The sequence below is a fragment of the Paractinoplanes globisporus DSM 43857 genome (genome assembly GCF_000379645.1).
GTDB classification, from domain to species: Bacteria; Actinomycetota; Actinomycetes; order Mycobacteriales; family Micromonosporaceae; genus Actinoplanes; species Actinoplanes globisporus.
Genome location: NZ_KB903294.1, coordinates 623,894 through 644,386 on the forward strand (window position 1 = coordinate 623,894; position 20,493 = coordinate 644,386).

A 20,493-nucleotide genomic window follows, 5' to 3' on the forward strand; every position below is an offset into this window, starting at 1 on the left:
TCAGAAACCGGCGGCGCCGGCGGCCTTCGCGAGCTGGGCGAATTGGTCCTGGGTGGCCTTCGCGACCTGGGTCGGATCCATGGTTCCGGAGATCATGTCGGCCAGGTTGAGGTAGAGGTCGGGGTTGGCGACGGCGAGCGCCTGCATCGAGCCGACCGAGCCACCGACCGCAGCATGCACGTCGAGCAGCGCCTGCGGCACACCGGCCGGGTTGGCCACCCCGGTCTCGAGCGAGACGGTGTTGCGGTCGGCGATGAAGTCCTGGTAGCCCGGCCCCATCCAGTACGCGAGCAACTGCCGCGCCGCCGCCTCACGCTTCGCGTCGCCGGTCTTGAAGGCAACCAGCGCGTTGGACTGGTCGGGGATGAACGTGCCCACGTTGCCGGACGGCGAGATCGGGAAGAAGCCGATCTTCTTGTTCAGCGTGGCGGTGTCGGCCTTGGCCTGCAGCTGGCCGAAGAACGAGTTGACCTGCATGACCATGGCGGTCTTGCCGTCCAGCAGCGCCGCGCCCTGGTCCTCGAACTTCGCGGTCTTGATGTCGGCGTTGAACAGGCCCTCCTTGATCAGCGCCTGGTACTTGGTGATCGCGCCGAGCACGGTCGGGTCGGTGAACTTCTCCTGGCCGGCGTTGATCCGCTCCCACAGGCCGGCCTTCGCGGCGTCGGCGAGCTGCACCTGCACCCACCACTGGGTGGCCCACCGGTCGGCGCCCATCTCGTAGAACGGGGTGACGCCCTTGCCCTTGAGCTGCCGGGCGAGGGTGATCATGTCGTCGAAGCTCGTGGGCGTCGCCGTGACGCCGTTGGCCGCGAAGACGTCCTTGTTGTAATAGACGCCCTCGACGGCGGGGCTCGTGATCAGCGTGGCGTACCGGGTATCGCCCAGCAGGCCGGTGATGTCCTTGAGCTTGGGGTCCATCTTGTCGAGCCAGGGCGCGCCGGTCAGCGGCTGCAGGTTCGTCTTCGCGTTGATCGCGGTCAGCATCGAGGCCGTGGGCTGCCAGAAGGCGAGGTCCGGCTTGTCGCCGGTGGCCACCTTCGTCTGCACCCCCTGCTCGTACGGGTCGGGGATGGTGACGACCTGGACGGTGGCGCCGGTGGCCTTCTGGAAGCCCTCGATCACCTTCTGCGGCATGGTGTTGCTGTTCTGCGCGGCCCAGATGGTCAGCTTGACCCCGTCCAGCTTGGCGGTGGGGTCGGTCCAGGTGACGGCGGAGTTGTCGGTGCTCGCGTCGGAGCCGGGGTCACTGCACCCGGCGGCGGCAGTCAGGAGCGCCGCGGTGACCGCGACGCTGATCCAGCGCTTCATTATTTCGGTCCTTTCGGGAGGTGGGTGATTCGAAAGACTCGTGCGGCGTACGGGTCGGGGCCGTCGCTGGTCACGGTGAGGGCGTCCGCGTCCCAGGCGTACGTCCAAGGGGTCAGATGCCGGGGAAAGAGCACCTCGACGCTCTTTGTGTGCTCAAGCGGGAGAGTGACGGTCGCCGAAGCGCCGGGGCGTCGCCAGAGACCGAGGTAGGTCACCTCGTCGGTGCGCAGGACCAGGGCGAGCCATCGGTCGTCCCAGCCGGGCAGCCCGAGCGGCCACGCGGGAACGGCGGTGGCCAGGTCGGCGCGGATCGCCCGATGGACCTGCACGGCGTCCTGGACCGCCTGCCGCTGCGCCGGGCGCATCCGGTCGAGGTGACCGGAAAGGTAGAGCCGGCCGAGCAGGCCGGTGCACAGCGTGTGGGCGATCTCCTCGTCGGACATGCCGGGCTGCGGGTACGCCCAGCTCGCCGCCTGCTCCGGCACGATCGACATCGGCGCCGCCACCGCGATCGGCGGGTAGAGGCGGTGGTCCTGCTGGTCGCTGGTCGACTGCAGTTGCATCCGGGCGAGCAGCGCGTAGTCGGCACGCATCCCGCCCGAGGCACAGTTCTCGAGGATCAGGTCTGGGTGTCGGTCCAACAGACGGTCCAGCCATTCCAGGTGTGCGCGGTTGTGCCCGAGCAGGCCCGCCCCGGCACTGGACGAGTCAATATCCGTACCGGCGCCGGGGTCGATGTTGTAATCGAGCTTCAGATAGCCGACGCCCAGCTCCTCGACGAGCCGGTTCACGACGTCGTCCAGGTGCTCGACGGCGGCCGGATGGCGCAGGTCCAGGTGGTAGCGGCCGTGCTCGACCAGGCGTACGCCGCCGCGCCGCAGGAACGCCTCGTCGGGCAGCTTTTCGGCCATCGGGCTGCGCACGCCGATCACCTCGGGCTCCAGCCACAGCCCGGCCACCAGCCCCCGCTCGCGGATGTGGGCGAGGACCTCCTCGATGCCGCGGGGGAAGCGGGTCTGCGACGGCTGCCATTCGCCGACGCTGTCCCACCAAGCGGCGCCGTTGTCGTACCAGCCGGCGTCGATGCAGAAGACCTCGGCGCCGGCGTTCGCGGCCGCGTCGATCAGCGGCAGCAGTTTGGCCGTGGTCGGGTCGCCCATCAGCGTGTTCATGTAGTCGTTGAAGATCACCGGCCGCGTCGCATTGTCGGGGTGCGGGCGGCGCAGGGCCCGGCGGTGCGCGGTGAGCACGGCCACCGCGCCCTCCAGGCCGTCGCGGGAGACCGCAAGCGACGCCGGCACGGTGGTGAACGACTCCCCCGGCCGCAGCTCGTGACTCCACTGGTGGTCGATGTCGGTGGGGCCGAGCAGGCCGACATACGCGTCGTCGACCCGCTCGCCGACCTCCCACCGCCACGGTCCGTTGTGCTCGACCTGCCACAGCCACGCGTGCCCGCGCTCCCGATCGGTCAGTCCACCGACCGGGAGATGGGTGCCCGTCGACCAGGTGCCGGTGCTGCGCAGGGCGTACTGGCCGCGGCCGTCCTGTCCGTGCATCCGCAGGTTGATGTCGGGGACGAGAGCGCGCAGGGGCCGCCGGGTCCAGCGGTTCTCGCCGAGCCACTCGCTGTCGGCCGAGATCAGGTCGAGGTCGCCGACCGGATGCCCGGGCAGGCCGAGGGCGAGCGAGGTGACGCCGAGCAGCAGGATCGGCTCGGCGCCCTCGTTGGTGACGGTCGTGCTGACCTGGAACGCGGGCACGCCGTCCGACGACCGGAGCCGCACCTCGGCGACCAGGCCGGTCTCCCGGTCACTTTCGGTGAGCCGCAGCTCGTGCCAGGAGCCGTCGATCGAGCGCTCGCTTCCGGTCAGCCGCAGGCGCCGGCCGACGACCGTCTCGGAGAAGCGGTGTGAGACGTGGCCGCGGCCTTCCCGGGCGGTGAGGATCTCCACCAGGGGCTGGCCGTCCGCCGCGTCGCCGTCGGCGAAGGTCCGCAGGGTGGCGGGCCCGTCCTTCGGCGCGGTGATCTCCAGTTGCAGCCCCGAGTGGCCCCACACCAGGCTGGTGCCTGCTGAATTCACTTGTGCTCCCTTGCCTGGTTATGCGGTCGGGGCCGCGATGTGAATACGGTCGATGTTCGGCGCGTATCCGCTGGAGGAATTGCCGAAGGTGATCGTGTTGGCGCCGGCGGCCAGATCCACGTCGACGACGGTGGTCCAATAGTTCGACCATCCGAGCGTGTTACGGAAGAACACCTTTTTCGCTGCGCCGCCGTTGACGCTGATCTGCGCGTACCGGTCGACGATGTTGCTGTTGTAGTTGGTGGCGCCGGCGCCGAGCTCGCCGTTCGCGTAGCCGACGATCATCCGGTAACGCCCGGCCGCCGCGACATTCACGCCGTTGAATCGCAGCGTGTTGGCGGCGCCGGCGCCGATCCAGCCGACGTACTTGCCGCCCGAGGCGGCGGAATCATTGACCACCACGGCGGTTCCGCTGAGCGTGTTTCCCGAGCCTTCTCCCTCGTACGCCGTGACGGCGCCGGTCGAGGCCGCGACGTCGAGGTAGTCGAGGTTGACCGCGTCCCGGTCGTCGGAGGCATAGGCGTTGTACTCCACTCGGCTGATGCCGGCCGGGAGATAGACCTTTGTGGTGGCGGTCTTCCAGGTGTTCCAGTCGGCGGTGCCGGGCAATGTCACGGTGGTCAGGTCGGAGCCGTTGAGCCGCAGCCGGATCGACCGGTCGGCCGGCGCGCCGGTGTAGGGCCCGGCCGCATAGCGCAGGCTGAGGTTGTAGTAACCGTCGCTCGGCACCGTGACGACGAAGCGGGTGCTCGCCGTCGTGCTCGCGCCGTAGCCCTCGACGAAATAGGTCCCGGAATAGCCGGTGTTGCCGCCGTAGGTCACCTTGGCGGTGCCGCCGAGGGCGGCGTACTCCGCCTCGTAGCGGTTGGCCGAGGCCGCGGTCAGGTCGCTGTTTGGTGTGACGATTATCTGGTACGCCGATTGGCCCTTCAGCCCGGTAAGTGGCACGGTGATCTGGCCATTGGCCGCGCTGTAGTCGCCCTCCTTGACGACATACGGGCCGGAGGAGGCGTTGAGCCCGGAGTTGTCGACGCCCCAGACCGTGGCGTGCACCGTGCTGCCGATCGCGGCAATGCCCTTGACCACGACGTTGGTGTCGTAGGTCCCGGTCGCAGGGTTGTTGCCGCCGAAGACGACCCGCGCCTGGTGCTTGCCGGTGTCGAGGGCGGCCAGGCCCTGCAGCGAGCCGCTCGCCGAGGGCGGCGTGACCGCGACGGTGTTACCGGTCAGCTCGCCATACCATTTGTAGAGCCACCACCCGCCGGTCGCCTGATTGTTGTGGGTGACCAGGTCGTTGAGCCCGCCGGCCGTCGTCCAGTACGCGAGGCAGCCGTCCACCTTGCTGTTCTCGAACTTGGCGACGTACTGCACGAGGTTGCCCGGCACGCCGAGATCGCCGGAGGAGCGCCCGTACTCGTTGATGGTGATCGGCCGGGCGCTGACGCCGACACTCGTTTCGATGGACCGATAGTCGTTGTAATGGTCCTGCCAGCTCGAGTAGAAGTCGTTGCCCAGCTCGTGCCAGGTCATGACGTCCGGGAGCACGCCGTTGGCCTTGGCGTAGGTGAGGAACGAGCGCAGGTCGGCGGAGCGGTACGAGGAGAAGTTCGGACCGGCGATCCGGGCCGTGGAGTCGATCGAGCGAATCTTCTGAACGACTGTCTTCCAGTCCGTTTCCAGGCCGGCGAGGTTGCCCGCGTACCAGATCTGGTCGGGCTCGTTGAACGGCACGTAGACGTAGGAGCTGCGGTACGGGTCGGCGACCACCTTTCGGGTCATCGTGTCGACCTTGGCGAGGTAGTCCGCGATCCCGTTGTTCTCGTACGGCCACTGCTGGTAGACGTCCTGCATGTAGATCTGGATGTCGCGGCCACCGGTGCGCTTGAACATCGGGGCGATCTTCAGCGCGTCGCCGTTGGGGTGCTGCAGGCCGTCGGGGGCCTTCTGGGCGGTGACCTGCGGCTTGAGCGCGGCGAGCATCGTTTCGTTGGGGATTCCCTCGTCGCCGAGCCCGTAGAGGAAGCCGGTCGCGCCGTAGCGCAGGGCGCCGGTGCCGGTCGCGAGGTCGACGGTCAGCTGGGAGGCCGCGGCCTGGGCGGGCAGGCTCGGCAGCAGGGCGCTGCAAGCCACCACCGCGATGGCGCCGCCCAGGACTTTTCGAACCGGGGATCTCATGTCAGGGGAACCTCCTTTTCGGCCGGTGGCCGACTGGCGTTGGGGGCGGCCGCCGAGGGAGGAGCTCGGCGACCCGCACAGAGCGGGTGAATGTGACCGGTCACATTCGGCGTCGCACGAGCAGTGTTACCGGTCACACCGGCCTAGGAAAAGAGTGCGTTACGGTTTTGTTACCTCCGGCGGGCGTCACCGCCGTCGCATATCGCCCGCGCCGCTGTGTCACTCGCGCCGCGTTGTCACCCTCGCTGTGGATTCCCGCACGATCAGCCGCGGGGCCTCCAGTGCTGGGAATTCGCCACCGACGACAGCGGCCACGCAGGCGCGCCCCAGCGCCGCGAAGTCCATCCGCACCGTGGTCAGCGCGGGCGTCCAATACGCGGCGCCGGGCACGTCATCGAAACCGACGATGCTCACGTCGCCGGGCACGTCACGGCCGGCCTCGTACAGGGCCCGGCGTACCGCCAGGGCGGTGTCGTCGTTGCCGCAGAGGATCGCCGTCACCGAGGGGTCCGCGGCCAGCCGCCGGCCGGCCTCGTGCGCGGACCGGGCGTCCCAGCCGGCCGACACCACCTCGGGCACCGCGGCACCCGCCGCCAGCAAAGCGTCCCGCCAGCCACTTTGGCGTGCGCTGGCCGGCGCCTCCGAGGGAATCGCCACGTGGTGCACGGTCGCGTGCCCGAGCCCGAGCAAATGGCGGGTGGCGTCGGCGGCCGCCTCCCGCTCGTCCAGGTAGATCATCGGCCGGTCCACCCCGGCCAGCCCACCGGCCTCGGTCGCCGCCACCACCGGCACGACCTCCGGCAATGCTCGCAGCACCCCCGTGCCCGCCGGGTCGAAGGCCACGACGACGACCCACCCCGCGCTGGGATCGCCGAGATACTCCACGGTCTCGCGAATCTCGTCGGCGCTGTCCGACTTGACCACCCGGATGCCGACCGTGAGCCCCTGAACCCGGGCCGCCTCCTCGACGCCCTGCAGCAGGCTCGCGTACCCGTAAAGCACCGTATCGGCGGTCACCACCGTGATGCCCCCGGCCCGCCCCGACCCCAATGCCCGCGCGGCCCGGTTGGGCCGATACCGCAGCCGCTCCATCGCCTCGAGCACCAGCTGCCGGGTGGCGGGCCGCACCTTGGGCGAATTGTTCAACACCCGCGACACCGTCTGATGGGACACGCCCGCCGCCACCGCGACATCACGGATCTGCGGACCCGACTCACCCCGGGCCCGCCCCCGCCGATCCTCCTGTCCCACGTCACTAGTTGTATACGAACCGCCCCAGCACCGGCGGCCCGGCCCAGCTCGCACAGCCCAACCCGAGCGGCATGCACCCCCGCCACCTGCGCACCCGAGCCACCCCCCGCACCCGAGCCACCCCCGCGCCGCCGGCGCACCCGATCCGCCCGCGCCGCCCGCACCGCCCCCCGCACCCGTGCCACCCGTGCCACCCGCGCCACCCGCGCCACCCGCGCCACCCGCGCCACCCGCGCCGCCCCCGCACCCGTGCCACCCGCGCTGCCCGCGCCACCCGCGCTGCCCGCGCTGCCCGCGCCACCCGCGCTGCCCGCGCTGCCCGCGCCGCCCGGGCCGCGACGCCTCCGCGGCCTTACGCGTGCAGCCATGTCCGCGATTGGCCAACGTTGAAGAGAAAACGCGCGGAGCGAACAGGAAGTCGCCTTCGTTGCGCCACCCCTTGCCGACCTAGCAGAGGAACTGTCCGGAGCGAACGGAAGCTCTCCATCCGTCGCCGGCGGAAAATGTCAGAGGCCGTTGCTACGGTGCGGCGCATGGACGTGGAGGAACGCTTCGAGCTCCTGGTGGACGAGTTCGTCAAGGTCGACGGCGTCGCCCCGCCCTCACCCGGCCGCGGTTTCGGCTCGTCGGCGCTGAGATACCGCGGCAAGATCTTCGCCATGCTGGTCCGCGGTCACCTCGTCGTCAAGCTGCCCAAAGCCCGCGTGACCGCCCTGGTCGAGGCCGGCGAGGGCATTCATTTCGACGCCAACAAGGGCACCCCGATGAAGGAGTGGTTCACCCTCGGCGAACCCTCCGGCCTCGACTGGTCGCCCCTGACTCAGGAGGCGCTCGACCACGCCACCGGCGCCCCGCCCACCCGCTGAGCGACGACAAGCACCGCCAGCACCCGGGACTTTTGCGACCTCGTCGAAATGTGCAGGCAGGGAGCGCACGCGGCGCGGGTGAGGTGCGCATGCGGAGCAGGCAGCGCAGGCAAGGCGCGCTAGCGGCGCGCCGGTGAGGTGCACACGCGGCACGGGTGGGGGCGCGTGCACACGCGGCACAGGTGGGGGCGCGTGCACACGCGACACAGGTGGGGGCGCGTGCACACGCGGCACGGGTGGGAGCGCGCCGAGGCGCGGGCACGAAGCGCAGGCAAGGGGCGGCCGACTCGCGCTTGACCCCGTGAGCCGGCGACCGAGCCGTGCCCGGTCAGCGGCGGGTCAGTTCGGGGGCGGGAAAGAGCTGGCGAAACGTGAAGGCCTCCGCCGTGGGTCCACCCGCGTTGAGCCGGCCCAGCCGCGAAATACCCTGCCGCAAGGTGGGAATCGTGCCGGCCGGGATCCACCACAGGACCAGCGCGGCCTGCTGCCCGTGCGGGAAGAACCAGTCGCGGCGGCGGCGCAAATACTCCAAGTGCTCGGACTGGTAGACGAAGGCCCGCAGATGCTCGGGCGACTCCCAGACCGAGAGCGTGTAGATGTGGCTGGGATCGGACGGGGCGGCGATCGTGCCGTCGCCGCTGTCGCCGACCAGACGCCAGACGAAGCCGGGCGAACGGTCGGCCAGCGCGTTCATCAGTGAGATGCCCTCGGCGAAATCGATCATCGAGGGGTCTTCCAGCGGGGCTCGGAGGCGGGCGGAGTTCATCTGGGCCAGGTGGAAGTCGCTCATGACGTCAGCTCACCAGCTCCGCCTTCTATTGTCAATCGAATTACTTTTTAGAGAGCGTCACGCAGCAGCGGCCGGGAGCGGCGTCCATGCGCGCGGCCCACGTCTCGTCCAGGCCGGCGCCCGAGAGCAGGCCGCTGACCAGGGCGTGGTTCATGCCGCAGATCACCGGCGGGAACTGCTCGGCCAGCAGGTGGAACGGGCAGTTGCGCAGCTCGATCCGGTCGGGGCCGTCGGCCACCGGCGCGTAGCCCTGCCCGGCCAGCAACGCGGTCACGTCGGAGCTGGCCGGCGCGCCCCGGCCGTGCCGCGCGGCCACCCTGTACAGGGTCTCCTCGGCGCCGGCCTGCTCCAGCGCCTCCGCCAGCAACTCGGCCGCCGCGCGATAGGACCGCGGCGGCACGCTCACCGCGTGCTCCGCCGCGGCGACCTGGTACAGCTTCGCGGGACGTCCCGCTCCGGGGCCGGTCCTTCCCGACCTTCGCGCGTACGAGACCTCGAGCAGCCCTGCCGTCACGAGTTTGTCCAGGTGGAACGCGGCCAGCGTCCGGCCCACGCCGAGCGCCTCGGCGACCTCGTCCCGCCCGACCGGCCCGGCGCCGTCGGCGACCACCCGATACGCCTGGCGCCTCACTCGGTCGGTGAGGCTGGCCAGGGCATCGAGGTCGTGCAGGTCTTCGGAGGTCGTCACGCCGCAATCGTATTACCAACGCAGCTTGTCAAAAGAACTAACCAACCCGGCCGTACCGGCTGAGCACCGCCGGCCCCACTCGCTCAGAAGACAGCGTCTCCAGGTCGAACTGCGACTCGGCAGCGGCAGCGGGGAAGAGCCGCCGGCCCGACCCCAGCACCGTCGGGAGCACGCTCAGCCGGTACTCGTCGATCAGGTCGTGGGCCATCAGGGTGTGCACCAGGCTGAGGCTGCCGGTGATGACGATGTCCCGCCGCTCCTGCTTGACGAAGTCGACGACGTCACCCTCGAGAAGCCGGGAGTTGGCCCACGCCGACGTGTCGGTGAGCGTGCGCGACGCGACCAGCTTCGACATCCCGTTCATCTTCCGCGAGAACGGGTCGTCGCGCGTCGGCCAGAGTCCGGAGAACAGCTGCCACGTGGTGCGCCCCAGCAGCATGACCCCGTCGTCCATGACGCTGCCGAGGCGGAACTTGTCGCCGGCGACGACCTCGGGGCCGTGGTGGAACAACCAGCCACCGCCGGGTGTGCCGCCCTTCCCGTCCGGGTCCTCGATGACGCCGTCCAGGGTGACGTACTGAATGACGATGACGCTCATGGTGGATGTCCTCTCGCTCGATGGTCGCCGGTACATACCGGCGCCACCGGGTGGACTCATCGCGGCGAGCGAGAAATTTCCTCCGGAAAATCAAAAGGAAGACCAAACGATTTGAGTACGGCCGGATCGGCGAACACGAGATTGCTGGTGACCAGGCCGCCGACCACGCTGAAGACCTGCAACGTGTGCAGGTGAAGCCCCCCGTTCGAGGGCGCATAGGCGGCCAGCGCCGGCTGCCCGTTGGCGGTCAGCCGGGTCATCGCCCAGCCCGGCCCCCACATCCCGAAGACCCGGTCCATGAACCGCCCGTAGTAGTCGCGGCCGCGGAACCACAGCGGGACCGGCGGCATCTCCATGATCGCCTGGTCGGTCACCAGCCGGACCAGCGCCGGCACATCCGCCGCCTCGAACGCCCGCACGTACCGGTCGATGACCGCCCGCACCTCCGGATCGTCCGGCTCGGTGACCTCGCCCAGATCGCCCACCTCGGCGAGAGCCCCGCGCGCCCGCTGCAGAGCGCTGTTGACCGCCGGCACCGTCGTCTCCAGCTGCGAGGCGACCTCGGCCGCGGTGAAGTCGAGCACCTCCCGCAGCACGAGCACGGCCCGCTGCCGGGCGGGCAGGGTCTGCATCGCCGCCACCAGCGCCAGCCGCAGGTCGGCCCGCACGTCGGCGTCGACCTGAGCGTCCGGGAACGGCTGGAGCCACGGAATGTCCAGCGCCGGCGTGAGCGGCGCCCCGGGATCCTTGCTCGGCGCGCCCAGCCCCGACGGCAGCGGCCGCCGCGCCCCGCCCTCCAGCGCGGTCAGGCACACGTTGGTGGCGATCCGGTAGAGCCAGGTCCGCACCGAGGCGCGCGACGGGTCGTACCGGTCGCGGGCCTTCCATGCCCGCAGCATGGTCTCCTGCACCAGGTCCTCGGCCTCGTGGAACGACCCCAGCATCCGGTAGCAGTAGGCGATCAGCTCGCCCCGATAAGGCTCCAGGTCCACACCCCAATCCTGGCAAACGAAGGCCGACCCAACCCGTTGACAAGCCGGACATCGAGCGTTCACAGTATTTGCATGGCAAGTCGGCCGTGAATATCTATTCCATGGAGGAGCCATGCGCCGCGTCATCGTCAACACCGACGCCAAGAACGAGGCCGACGACCAGTTCGCCATCGTGCACGCCCTGCTCTCGCCGACGCTGGACGTTCGCGGGCTGATCCCGGCCCACTTCGGACGGCACCGCAGCGACCGCAGCATGGAGGAGTCCCGCGAGGAGATCGACCTGCTGCTGCGACTCATGGACCTGACCGGCCGGGTCCCGGTCGCCGATGGAGCGGCCGAGCCGATCCCCGACGAGTCGACGCCGCGCGACAGCCCCGGCGCCCGGCTGATCATCGAGGAGAGCAAGGGGCCGGGCACCCTCTACGTCGCGTTCCTCGGCCCGCTCACCGACATGGCCTCCGCGATCCTGCTCGATCCGGCCATCGTCGAGCGCGACGTCGTGGTGATCTGGATCGGCGGCGTCGCGTACGGCGGCATCGACGCGGCGTACCCCGGCCTCGAGTTCAATCTCGGCAACGACATCGCGGCGGCCAATGTGGTCTTCGGCTCCGGGATCACGGTCTGGCAGGTGCCCTCCAACGTGTACTCGCTCGTCTCGGTCGGCTACGCCGAGCTCGAGGAGAAGATCGGCGGCACCTCCGACCTCGCCGACTACCTGATCAAGCAGCTCGTCGAGTGGAACGCGACGTACCACCCGGAACCCATCGAGTCCCGGTCGCTGGGCGACTCCCCGGCGATCGCGCTGATGCTCTACCCGCGCGGCGCCCAGTCCCGCACCGTGCCGGCTCCCCGCTTCGGGCGGGAGGGCCACTACCTGCCGGGCACCGGCAATCCCATCCGGGTCGTCGAGGCCGTCGACGTCCGGTTCCTCCTCGAGGACATGTTCGCCAAGATCCGCCGCTTCGGGCGGCAAAAGGAGATATAGATGATTAATCGCCGCAAGTTCCTGGGTCTCAGCGGAGGCGCCGCGATAGCGGCCGGGCTGGCCGCGTGCACCGGCACGAGCAGCGACAGCGGAAGCACCACGAGCACCGGCTCGAAGGAACTGCGCCTGTTCACGTACGAGGACAACTCGACGATCGATCTGCTCAAGGAGCAGGTCAAGAAGTTCGACACGCAGAACGGCACGACCACCACCGTCGACTCGCTGCCCGGCTCCGGCGCCGCCGTCTATCCCGACAAGCTGCGCACCGAGTTGCTCGGCGGGAAGGGCCCGGACGTGTGGCGGATCTGGGGCGGCCAGATCGGCGCCCCGTTCGTCAAGGCCAAGCAGGCCATGGACCTCAGCACGTACTACCAGAAGTACGGCTGGGACTCGAAGATCAACCCGGCCGCGGTCGAGGGCATGACCTTCGACGGGGTGAAGGGCGGCATGCCGTTCATCGCGCTCGGCATCGGCGGCTGGTACAGCAAGGCGGCGTTCGCCAAGGCCGGGGTCACCGCGCCGCCGAAGACGTACGCCGAGCTCGAGGAGGCCAACGCCAAGCTGCTGAAGTCCGGCATCACCCCGCTCGGCACGGGCGGCAAGTACGGCTGGCACGTCATGCGCCTGTTCGAGTACCTGCTCGAGACGAGTGCCGGGCCCGACCTGCACGACAAGCTGCTCACCGGCGACGAGAGCTGGGACCGGCCCGAGGTGGTCACCGCCTTCACCAACTTCAAGAAGTGGCAGGACCAGAAGTGGATCCCCGACGGCGCGGTCGGCCTCGACCCGGCCGAGGTCGAGCTCTGGTACGTGCAGGGAAAGTCGGCGTACACGATCACCGGCCCCTGGACCGAGGCCCAGGGCATCCAGGCCGGCGGCAAGAAGTCGGAGGACTTCGGCGTCTTCGAGTTCCCCACCGACCACGACCCGCTGCGGCACTCCGGCTTCGTCGAGGGCTACATGATCAACGCGAAGACCGGGAACCCGGACATGGCCGCCGCGCTGCTCGACTTCCTGAACCAGCCGGAAACGCACAAGGCGCTCAAGATCACCGCCTCGGTGGTCGCCGGCGCCGAGCCCGACCAGGCGACGCTGCCGCTGTCCTACGAGTGGGCGCAGGGCCCGGCCAAGAAGCCGTTCTACACCATCCAGGACCAGGCCTTCCCCAAGAAGGAGGCGGACCAGTACTTCGCGATCCAGAGTGACGTGCTGCAGGGCAAGACCAGCCCGGCCGACGCTGCCAAGAAGATGCAGGACGTCATCAAGGCCATGAAGAAATGAGACGCGGAGGGGGCGCGGTGGCCTGGGTGTTCGCCGCGCCCGCCCTGCTCGTCTACGTCGTCTTCCTGGTCTACCCGGCGCTGTCGTCGCTGTGGTTCAGCTTCACCGACTGGGACGGCCTCAGCGCCACCTACAACGTGGTCGGCCTTCAGAACTACAAGGACATGCCGCACGATCCGGTGGTCGTCCAGGCCGCGATCAACAACCTGATCTGGGCCGTGGTGACCGTCGTCGTGCCCGTGGTCCTCGGGCTCACGCTCGCGGTCGTGCTCAACGGCAAGGTCCGCGGCAAGCCCTTCCTACGACTGATCTTCTACACGCCGGCCGTGCTCCCGCTGGTCTCGGTCGCCTCGATCTGGGGCTGGCTCTACAACCCGCAGTACGGCGCGATCAACGCGTTCCTGCGCGCGGTCGGCCTGGACAGCCTGGCCCAGCCGTGGCTCGGCCAGGACTCGACGGCGCTCGGCGCGACCATGGTGGCCGCGATCTGGCTGCGGGTCGGCTTCCCGATGCTGCTCTACCTGGCCGCGCTGCAGGGCATCTCCCCCGACCTGTACGAGGCCGCGACCGTCGACGGCGCCGGCAAGTGGCAGCAGTTCTGGCACATCACGATGCCCGGCCTGCGTCCCGCGCACTACGTCGTCATCGCGCTCTCGGTGATCGACTCGTTCAAGGTGTTCGACCTGATCTACGCGATGACCTACGGCGGCCCCGGCACGGCCACCCAGGTCATGGGCACCTGGATGTACTTCAACGTCTTCCAGTACAACCAGGCCGGCTACGGCACCGCGATCGCCGTCGTGATCACTCTGGTGGCCGTCGTGGTCAGCGTCCCGTACGTCCGCTCGCAGACGAAGGAGCACGCGGTATGACCTCGGTAGTGCCCACCGCCGCGCTCCCGGACACGATCGTGACCACCGGCGAAAAGAACAAACCGAAGAACCAAGGCATCGGCACGACCATTGTGATGGTCCTCGCCGCCCTGGTGTGGATCTCGCCGCTGGTGCTGCTGGTGATCACGGCGCTGCGGCCGCTGTCCGACTTCGTCGCGCACGGCCCGCTCTCCTGGCCGGGCGAGCTCACGGTCAAGAACTTCACCCAGGCCTGGGACATCGGCAACTTCGCGACGACCTACCGCAACAGCACCATCGTGCTGATCTTGAAGGTCCCGCTGGGCGTCTTCGTCTCGGCCATGCTCGCGTACGCCCTGGCCAAGCTGCGCATCCGGTTCGGCGCGGCGATCATGTACACGGTGTTCCTCGGGCTCACGATCCCGATCTACATCACGATCGTGCCGGTGTTCGTCATGGCCCGCAGCGCCGGCATCACCGACAGCCTGGTCGGCCTGATCGGGCCGTACCTGGCATTTGGTATTCCCTTCGAAGTCCTGGTCCTTCAGTCGTTCATACGGCAGATCCCGGACGAGATCGTCGAGGCGGCCCGGATCGACGGCGCCGGCGCGTGGCGGATCTTCCTGACCATCGTGCTGCCGCTCTCGGCACCGGCCCTGGTCACCGTGCTGATCCTGGACGCGGTGGCGACCTGGAACGAGTTCCTCTTCGCCCTGATCCTGCTCAACTCGGACGCGCACAAGACGATCCCGGTCGGCCTGCTCAACTTCCAGGGCCAGTTCTCCAACAACAGCACGGGCCTGGCCGCGGGCATCCTCATCGCCGTCGTGCCGATCCTGATCGCGTACACCTTCCTGCAACGCTGGATCGTCGGCGGCCTCACCGCGGGAGCATCGAAAGGATGAAAGAACAGGAAATCACCCTGACCTCAGACCAAGACCTTCCCGATCCGTACGCGTCGGTGGAGCTCTGGGCGACGTTCACGCACGACGACGGCACCGTCCTGCGCAGGCCGGCCTTCCACGACGGCGGCCGGGTGTGGCGGGTCCGGTTCGCCTCGCCGGTCGGGCACGGCGCCTGGCACTGGAAGATCACCGCGAACGTGCCCGACCCCGGTCTCGAGGCCACCGGCACGCTGCCGGTCGAGCCGGGCGACGACGCCAATCCGTTCCACCGGCACGGCTTCTGGCGCATGTCGCCGGGCGGCCGCAGCCTCGTCCACGCCGACGGCACCCCGGCGATCCTGGTCGCCGACACCGCGTGGGCCCTGCCCTGGCGCGCCACCGAGGACGACGTGCTCGACTACGCCCGCGACCGCCGGGCCAAGGGCTTCAACGCCGTCCTGCTGATGTCGGTGCAACCCGACATGCGCGCGTCCGGCCCCCGCGATCGTACGGCCGACGAAGGTTTTGCCGTGGGTTTCGAGGACCTGCCGACCGGGCGGCTGAACAGGCCGAACTACGCCTACTTCCGGTACCTCGACCGGTTGCTCGGCATCCTCGCCGAGCACGGCATCGTCCCGGTCCTGCAGCCGGTCTTCCAGGGCTTCGGCTGGAAAGGGCTGGACGTGGCCGGCACGGTCGTGCCGCCGCCGGAGTACGCCCGCTACTGCCGCTACCTCGTCGCCCGCTACGGCGCCCGCCCCGCGATCTACCTCGTCGGCGCCGACGGCTCCGGCGCCGAGCCGCAGATCGAGGCGGGCGGGCGCGAGGTGCACGACGCCGACTGCTACGGCCAGCCCACCGGCATCCACTACCGCCCGCACGCCCGCGCCACCGCCCACCAGGCCGCGGACTGGCTCGACTTCCAGTGGTGCCAGACCGGCCACGGCGGCGAGCACGTACCGGAACGCGTGGCCGACATGTGGCGGGAGACGCCGGTCAAGGCGGTCGCCAACGGCGAGCCGACTTATGAGCGAACCGGCGGCCCCGGCGTTGCGACCGGGTGGTGGCAGGGACACGAGGCGTGGAGCAACCTCTGCGCCGGCTCCACCATGGGCGTCGTCTACGGCGCCGCGAACATCTGGCAGTGGGTGCACCACGACGGCGAGCCCGGCCATGCCCCGTACTTCCTGGGCCCGGGCGGCGGCTGGCGGGAGGCCCTCGACTACGAGGGCTCCACCTACGTCGGCCTCCTCGGCCGGATCCTGGCGGGCCTGCCCACGACCGACATGCGGCCGGAATGGGAGACCTTCATCGGCCCGCGTGGCCTGAGCGTGCCCGGCGAACTGCACATCGTCTATCAGGAGAGCGGCGTCCGGCTGCCGATGATGCAGGAGCGCGGCACCCCGCCCGCGTACCGGATCGTCGACCCGCGCACCGGCGAGGTGCTGTCCACCGGCCGGTTACGCCCGGGCGAGACCATCGAGGCCGATCCCGGCCGTCGCCCCCGCGTGGTGATCTTCCATCGGGACGCGTGAGAGTCAGGAGCTCACCGGGACCGGCGCGGTCTCGAGGCTTCGCCACAGATAGAGGCAGGCACGCGTCCGATGTGGACGCCAGGGCTCGGCGAGGCGCGTCACGGTGGTCGCGTCGGGCAGACCTCCGAGGCCGTACGCGTCCCGCACGCCTTTGCGGATGCCGAGGTCGTTGGCGAGGAGCACGTCGGGCCGGTGCAGGGTGAACAGGAGGAACACGCCCGCCGTCCAGTCCCCGATGCCGTCGACCGCGACCAGTTGGCGCCGCACCTCGTCGTCGGGCAGACCGGGCAGGCCGTCGAGGTCGAGCGCGCCCGACTCGATGTGCTCGGCCAGCGAGCGGATGGCCCGGGCCTTCGCGTGCGAGAGGCCAGCCGCGACGCGCAGCTCGTCGAGGTCGGTGGCGAGCAGCTCGGCGGGCGTGGGGAGCCGGCCGCTGTACTGGCCCATGATCCGGTCGAACATGGCCCGGGCCGCACGGGTCGAGAACTGCTGGCTGACGATCGCCAGGATCAGCGAGCCGAAATGCTCCCGGCTCGCCTCGGGCAGCTCGACCTCGGCGACCGGTCCCCACCGCGCGATCAGGCCGCGCATCGCCGGGTCGGCCGCCGCCAGATGCCGGTCGGCCGCGTCCAGCGGTGTGCCGTCGGGGTAGCTGTCTGATCGCGCCATGTCCGGACCGTCCCCTGAATCACTGCGCCATTGGCGTGGTCAATAGTGCCGGACGGGGAAGAATCACGGTATGAAGGCCATCATCTACCGCGACAACGGCGGCCCCGACGTCCTCGACCTGCTCGACCGTGAGGTGCCCGCGCCCGGCCCCGGCGAGGTTCGCGTGCGGGTAGCCGTGTCGGGGGTCAACCCGACCGACTGGAAGACCCGCTCGGGCGCCACCAACCCCAAGGTGCACCCCGAGATCATCCCGCACCTGGACGGCGCCGGCGTGATCGACGCCGTCGGCGCGGGCGTCGACGAGAGCCGGGTCGGCCAGCGCGTGTGGCTGTTCCTGGCCGGGGCCGGCCTGCCCGCGGGCACCGCCGCCGAGTACACGGTCGTGCCCGCCGACCGGGCGGTGCCGCTGCCCGGCGAGGCCAGTTTCGAGCTCGGCGCCGCGCTCGGCGTGCCCGCGCTCACCGCGCACCGCGCGCTCACCGTGGCCGAGGACGGGCCGAGCCGCCTGGCGCCCGGCGCTCTCGACGGCAAGGTGGTGCTGGCCGCGGGCGGCGCCGGCGCGGTCGGGCACGCGGCGATCCAGCTCGCCCGCTGGGCCGGCGCCACCGTGATCACCACGATCAGCGGCCCCGAGAAGGCGCGGCTGGCCACCGCGGCCGGCGCCCACCACGTGATCAACTACCGCGAGGGCGACCCGGTCGCCGAGATCCGCGCGATCGCCCCGGACGGCGTCGACATCATCGCCGAGGTGGCGCTGGGCGCGAACCTGGCGCTCGACCTCGCCGTGCTGCGCACCCGGGGCACGATCGCGACGTACGCGAACGACGGCGCCCGGCGGGTCGAGCTGGACGTGCGGCAGAACATGACGCTGAACACCCGCTTCCAGTTCATGGTGCTCTACACGGTCGGGGACAAGGCGCTGGCCGCCGGCGCCCAGGACGTCGCGGCCGCGGTCGCCGACGGTGCCCTGCCGGTCGGCGAGGAGCACGGCCTGCCGCTGGTCCGGTTCCCGCTCGCCCGCACGGCCGACGCGCACCGCGCGGTCGAGAGCGGAGCGGTCGGCAAGGTCTTGGTCGACGTGTCATGACGTTTCCCGCCCCGGTGCCCCCGATGCTGGCCGCGCTCGGCACGCTGCCGAGCGGTGGCGGCTGGGCCTACGAGTACAAGTGGGACGGCGTGCGCGCCGTCGTCTACGTGCGCGGGGAGGACGTGCGCATCCTCAGCCGCAACGAGCGGGACGTGACTCGACTACGCCGACGATCAGGTGGAACGAGCGGTGCACGGCAAGCGTTGGCGGCGTACCGGGACGCCACCTTGTTCAAGGTGATCTACGCCTGGGGGCGAAACGGGGCGGTCAGCCGCGTCGCCGCAACGTCGTCTCCGTGATGGCCCGGGCAGTCGAGGCGGTCGGCGACTACGTTGACAACATTCGCCCTCGGTTCGGGTGTGCGCAGCACCCGGCACTGTGGGTGACGGAGCGCGGCGACCGCATCAACCCGGTCGATCCGCCGCCGCACCCGCGACGTCATCGCGTTCCTGGACCTGCTCGCCACCCACGACCAGGCGCTGAACTTGCCGTGCCTGTCGCTGGCCGGGGCTTGAAGACGTAGGCGACGGGCGCCGGCGCCAACTAACCTCCGTTCTCGGTCGGACGGTCCGCCAGGCACAACACCGACACACAACACAGACCGCTCGGCTCCGGTCGCCCGATACCGTCGGAAATGGACCGGCGGCGCTACAGAGGAGGCCGGCGGCAAGGACGCCGGCCAGGGCCGTCGGACCTGTCGGCTCCCCACTCCCGGGCTGGGGGCATCACCGCCGAGGCGACGGCATGCCGTGGCGACTGGCGGCGGCGCGCCACCAGGACCCGGGGGGAGGGCCGGTGGCCACGCTGCCACGGCGCTTTCAACCCAAGCCGTGAATGCTCCTGCCGCGCCGGTGGTCAGCCTTCAGGTCCGACGCCTACGTGAAATGGTTCCGCGCGCTGGGGGTCGACCACCATGCATGTCAGCCGCAACAAGCGATGTGGTTTCTTGCTGGCTGTCGGCAAGCTCGGTCGATCACGCGTCGGCCGGTCTTCCTGCCGGAGGCGGCTCCAGGTGGCTGGCGCCGCCGAAGGTGCGCGGCTGGTCGGGGCAATGTCGTGAAAGATGAGGTGATGAGTGAGCCCCGATCGATTCGACGCTGTAGCACGCGCGTCCGGGCCGACGAAGTCGCCCGTCATTTCGGGGTGGAGCCGGGCGCCGGCGGTCATTCGGCGGCGGAGGCTGGGCGCAGGCTGGAGCGGTACGGTCCGAACCGGCTCGTCGAGGCGCCGAGGGCGCCGTGGTGGTACGGGACGGCGTTAGATCCTGTCCTCGGAACGCTACCGGTCACGGCTGTTCCGGGTGGACGATCATCACCGGGCAGTCGGCATGGTGCAGTAGCTGCTGGCCGACCGAGCCGAGAAGGGTGCCGATCAGCGGGCCGTGGCGGCCGCGTCCTGGTCGTAGGTCTCCAGCGGCATATCCATTCCGTACAGCGACATCGGCACCGGATAGCAGCGAACCGCGAGCAGTCCGCTGCCGCGCCGCTGCGCTTCGTCGAATCCAAGCGCCAGAGCGCGCTGCGCCGAGGCCGAGCCGTCGACACCGACCGTGACCGGGCCGGACGGGGTTTCGCGTCGGCCGCGGAATACCACGACGGGCCCGGCCATTTGGGTGGCGACCTGCTGACCGACCGAGCCGAGCAGCAGGCTGGCGAAGCCACCGCGCCCGCGGTTACCCACCACCAGCATGCCCGCGCCGCGGGCGGCGTCCAACAGGACTGATGCCGGATCGCCGATCACGGCGGCGCCGGAGACCTCGATGCCCGCTCCAGGAGTAGGCACTAATGACCTTTAGCGGGGCGGCGCGTAGCCGGTCCTCGGCGGCCTACCGCACAGCGGCCATGGCCTGCTCGGAGCCGTCGGTGCCGACGACGATGTCGAGGTGTCTCATCTGTGCCTTCAGAAAGGGGACGATTACCCGTCGTTCCGTTGCACGACGAACAACGGTCGACGTCGGATGCCGCAACCGGTCACCTGGCCGACCGTCCGGCCGCTTGCCGGGCGGCCAAGTCCAGAGCGTGCCGGCTGGGCGGCAGCCGTCGAGGCCTACCACGATCGCGGCGGGCGGTCTCTGGTCATGATCTGTTGCTCCTTCCGGCGGCGAAGGGCTGGGATTCGATGGGTGTGAGGTCGTCGAGGGCGATGTCGGGGTCGGCGAGTCGGGCGAGGTCGACCGGCTTGTTGCTGCGGATCAGGGCCTCGATCTGCGGTGTGGTGTCCCAGACGTTGACGTTCATGCCGGCCATCACCCGACCGCCGGTGGTCCAGAACGCGACGAACTCCCGCTCGGCGACGTCGCCGCGCACCACGACGGTGTCGTACCTGCCGGGCGGGGCGTAGCCGGTGTATTCCATGCCCAGGTCGTACTGGTCGGTGTAGAAGTAGGGCAGCCGGTCGTAGACGACCTCGGCGCCCAGCATGGACTGGGCGGCGGCGGGACCGGAGTGCA

At 70.0% G+C, this 20,493-nt stretch carries 20 protein-coding genes and 1 pseudogene; 9 read left to right on the forward strand and 12 right to left on the reverse strand.

Annotation, left to right across the window (positions count from 1 at the left end):
* From A3CQ_RS0102755 to A3CQ_RS0102770, 4 genes are all read right to left on the reverse strand, one after another.
* Entirely contained in the window at window positions 1–1,311 is a 1,311-nt protein-coding gene (locus A3CQ_RS0102755; protein WP_020509379.1) for an ABC transporter substrate-binding protein, read from the reverse strand.
* Complete coding sequence (locus A3CQ_RS0102760) at window positions 1,311–3,392, reverse strand: glycoside hydrolase family 36 protein (protein ID WP_040431259.1); 2,082 nt, start codon at window positions 3,390–3,392, stop codon at window positions 1,311–1,313. The genes A3CQ_RS0102755 and A3CQ_RS0102760 overlap by 1 nt, the downstream gene beginning before the upstream one ends.
* Window positions 3,393–3,410: 18 nt before the next feature.
* Complete coding sequence (locus A3CQ_RS0102765) at window positions 3,411–5,567, reverse strand: carbohydrate-binding protein (RefSeq protein ID WP_020509381.1); 2,157 nt, start codon at window positions 5,565–5,567, stop codon at window positions 3,411–3,413.
* 219 nt (window positions 5,568–5,786) lie between these two features.
* Window positions 5,787–6,872 (reverse strand): LacI family DNA-binding transcriptional regulator, encoded by a 1,086-nt coding sequence (locus A3CQ_RS0102770; RefSeq protein ID WP_342663635.1) that lies wholly within the window; start codon window positions 6,870–6,872, stop codon window positions 5,787–5,789.
* Between the two features lie 479 nt (window positions 6,873–7,351).
* On the opposite strand from A3CQ_RS0102770, the gene A3CQ_RS0102775 reads away from it, so the two are divergent.
* Window positions 7,352–7,684 (forward strand): hypothetical protein, encoded by a 333-nt coding sequence (locus A3CQ_RS0102775; RefSeq protein ID WP_020509383.1) that lies wholly within the window; start codon window positions 7,352–7,354, stop codon window positions 7,682–7,684.
* A gap of 328 nt (window positions 7,685–8,012) precedes the next feature.
* Here the strand turns inward: A3CQ_RS0102775 and A3CQ_RS0102780 are convergent, their stop codons facing one another.
* From A3CQ_RS0102780 to A3CQ_RS0102795, 4 genes are read right to left on the reverse strand one after another with little or no spacing between them, the layout of a single operon-like run.
* The gene (locus tag A3CQ_RS0102780; RefSeq protein ID WP_020509384.1) at window positions 8,013–8,474 is read right to left on the reverse strand and encodes a DUF3291 domain-containing protein; all 462 of its coding nucleotides are present in this window, start codon (window positions 8,472–8,474) and stop codon (window positions 8,013–8,015) included.
* Window positions 8,475–8,514: 40 nt separating this feature from the next.
* Window positions 8,515–9,162 (reverse strand): helix-turn-helix transcriptional regulator, encoded by a 648-nt coding sequence (locus A3CQ_RS0102785; protein ID WP_020509385.1) that lies wholly within the window; start codon window positions 9,160–9,162, stop codon window positions 8,515–8,517.
* Window positions 9,163–9,199: 37 nt separating this feature from the next.
* Window positions 9,200–9,760 carry a dihydrofolate reductase family protein gene (locus tag A3CQ_RS0102790; RefSeq protein ID WP_020509386.1) on the reverse strand — a complete coding sequence of 187 codons (561 nt, stop codon included), beginning with the start codon at window positions 9,758–9,760 and terminating at the stop codon, window positions 9,200–9,202.
* A gap of 56 nt (window positions 9,761–9,816) precedes the next feature.
* Window positions 9,817–10,752, reverse strand: a complete 936-nt coding sequence (locus tag A3CQ_RS0102795) for a sigma-70 family RNA polymerase sigma factor (RefSeq protein WP_020509387.1) — start codon at window positions 10,750–10,752, stop codon at window positions 9,817–9,819.
* 112 nt (window positions 10,753–10,864) lie between these two features.
* On the opposite strand from A3CQ_RS0102795, the gene A3CQ_RS0102800 reads away from it, so the two are divergent.
* From A3CQ_RS0102800 to A3CQ_RS0102820, 5 genes are read left to right on the forward strand one after another with little or no spacing between them, the layout of a single operon-like run.
* A complete protein-coding gene (locus tag A3CQ_RS0102800; RefSeq protein WP_020509388.1) occupies window positions 10,865–11,737 on the forward strand; it encodes a nucleoside hydrolase in 873 nt (290 codons plus the stop codon).
* Entirely contained in the window at window positions 11,738–13,018 is a 1,281-nt protein-coding gene (locus A3CQ_RS0102805; protein ID WP_020509389.1) for an ABC transporter substrate-binding protein, read from the forward strand.
* Window positions 13,015–13,890 carry a carbohydrate ABC transporter permease gene (locus A3CQ_RS0102810; protein WP_026205226.1) on the forward strand — a complete coding sequence of 292 codons (876 nt, stop codon included), beginning with the start codon at window positions 13,015–13,017 and terminating at the stop codon, window positions 13,888–13,890. The genes A3CQ_RS0102805 and A3CQ_RS0102810 overlap by 4 nt, the downstream gene beginning before the upstream one ends.
* The gene (locus tag A3CQ_RS0102815; protein ID WP_020509391.1) at window positions 13,887–14,774 is read left to right on the forward strand and encodes a carbohydrate ABC transporter permease; all 888 of its coding nucleotides are present in this window, start codon (window positions 13,887–13,889) and stop codon (window positions 14,772–14,774) included. Before A3CQ_RS0102810 ends, A3CQ_RS0102815 begins: the two co-directional genes overlap by 4 nt.
* On the forward strand, window positions 14,771–16,288 hold the full coding sequence (locus A3CQ_RS0102820) for a glycoside hydrolase family 140 protein (RefSeq protein ID WP_020509392.1): 1,518 nt from the start codon (window positions 14,771–14,773) through the stop codon (window positions 16,286–16,288). The genes A3CQ_RS0102815 and A3CQ_RS0102820 overlap by 4 nt, the downstream gene beginning before the upstream one ends.
* 3 nt (window positions 16,289–16,291) lie before the next feature.
* Here A3CQ_RS0102820 and A3CQ_RS51195 read toward each other — a convergent pair whose 3' ends face one another.
* Window positions 16,292–16,957, reverse strand: a complete 666-nt coding sequence (locus A3CQ_RS51195) for a DNA-3-methyladenine glycosylase family protein (RefSeq protein WP_020509393.1) — start codon at window positions 16,955–16,957, stop codon at window positions 16,292–16,294.
* Window positions 16,958–17,027: 70 nt separating this feature from the next.
* Here A3CQ_RS51195 and A3CQ_RS0102830 point away from each other — a divergent pair, with 70 nt between their 5' ends.
* From A3CQ_RS0102830 to A3CQ_RS63985, 3 genes and pseudogenes are all read left to right on the forward strand, one after another.
* A complete protein-coding gene (locus tag A3CQ_RS0102830) occupies window positions 17,028–18,044 on the forward strand; it encodes an NADPH:quinone reductase (protein WP_020509394.1) in 1,017 nt (338 codons plus the stop codon).
* 89 nt (window positions 18,045–18,133) lie between these two features.
* The gene (locus A3CQ_RS60440; protein WP_370657603.1) at window positions 18,134–18,343 is read left to right on the forward strand and encodes a hypothetical protein; all 210 of its coding nucleotides are present in this window, start codon (window positions 18,134–18,136) and stop codon (window positions 18,341–18,343) included.
* Window positions 18,344–19,115: 772 nt separating this feature from the next.
* Window positions 19,116–19,277: pseudogene (locus A3CQ_RS63985) on the forward strand (cation-transporting P-type ATPase); the annotation flags it as partial.
* Window positions 19,278–19,329: 52 nt separating this feature from the next.
* Here the strand turns inward: A3CQ_RS63985 and A3CQ_RS63990 are convergent.
* The 3 genes from A3CQ_RS63990 to A3CQ_RS62495 form a co-directional block, all read right to left on the reverse strand.
* Window positions 19,330–19,419 (reverse strand): universal stress protein, encoded by a 90-nt coding sequence (locus tag A3CQ_RS63990; protein WP_369076485.1) that lies wholly within the window; start codon window positions 19,417–19,419, stop codon window positions 19,330–19,332.
* On the reverse strand, window positions 19,416–19,784 hold the full coding sequence (locus A3CQ_RS60010; protein ID WP_020509396.1) for a universal stress protein: 369 nt from the start codon (window positions 19,782–19,784) through the stop codon (window positions 19,416–19,418). The genes A3CQ_RS63990 and A3CQ_RS60010 overlap by 4 nt, the downstream gene beginning before the upstream one ends.
* Before the next feature lie 335 nt (window positions 19,785–20,119).
* A complete protein-coding gene (locus tag A3CQ_RS62495) occupies window positions 20,120–20,464 on the reverse strand; it encodes an oxidoreductase C-terminal domain-containing protein (RefSeq protein WP_281171438.1) in 345 nt (114 codons plus the stop codon).
* Window positions 20,465–20,493: the final 29 nt, after the last annotated feature.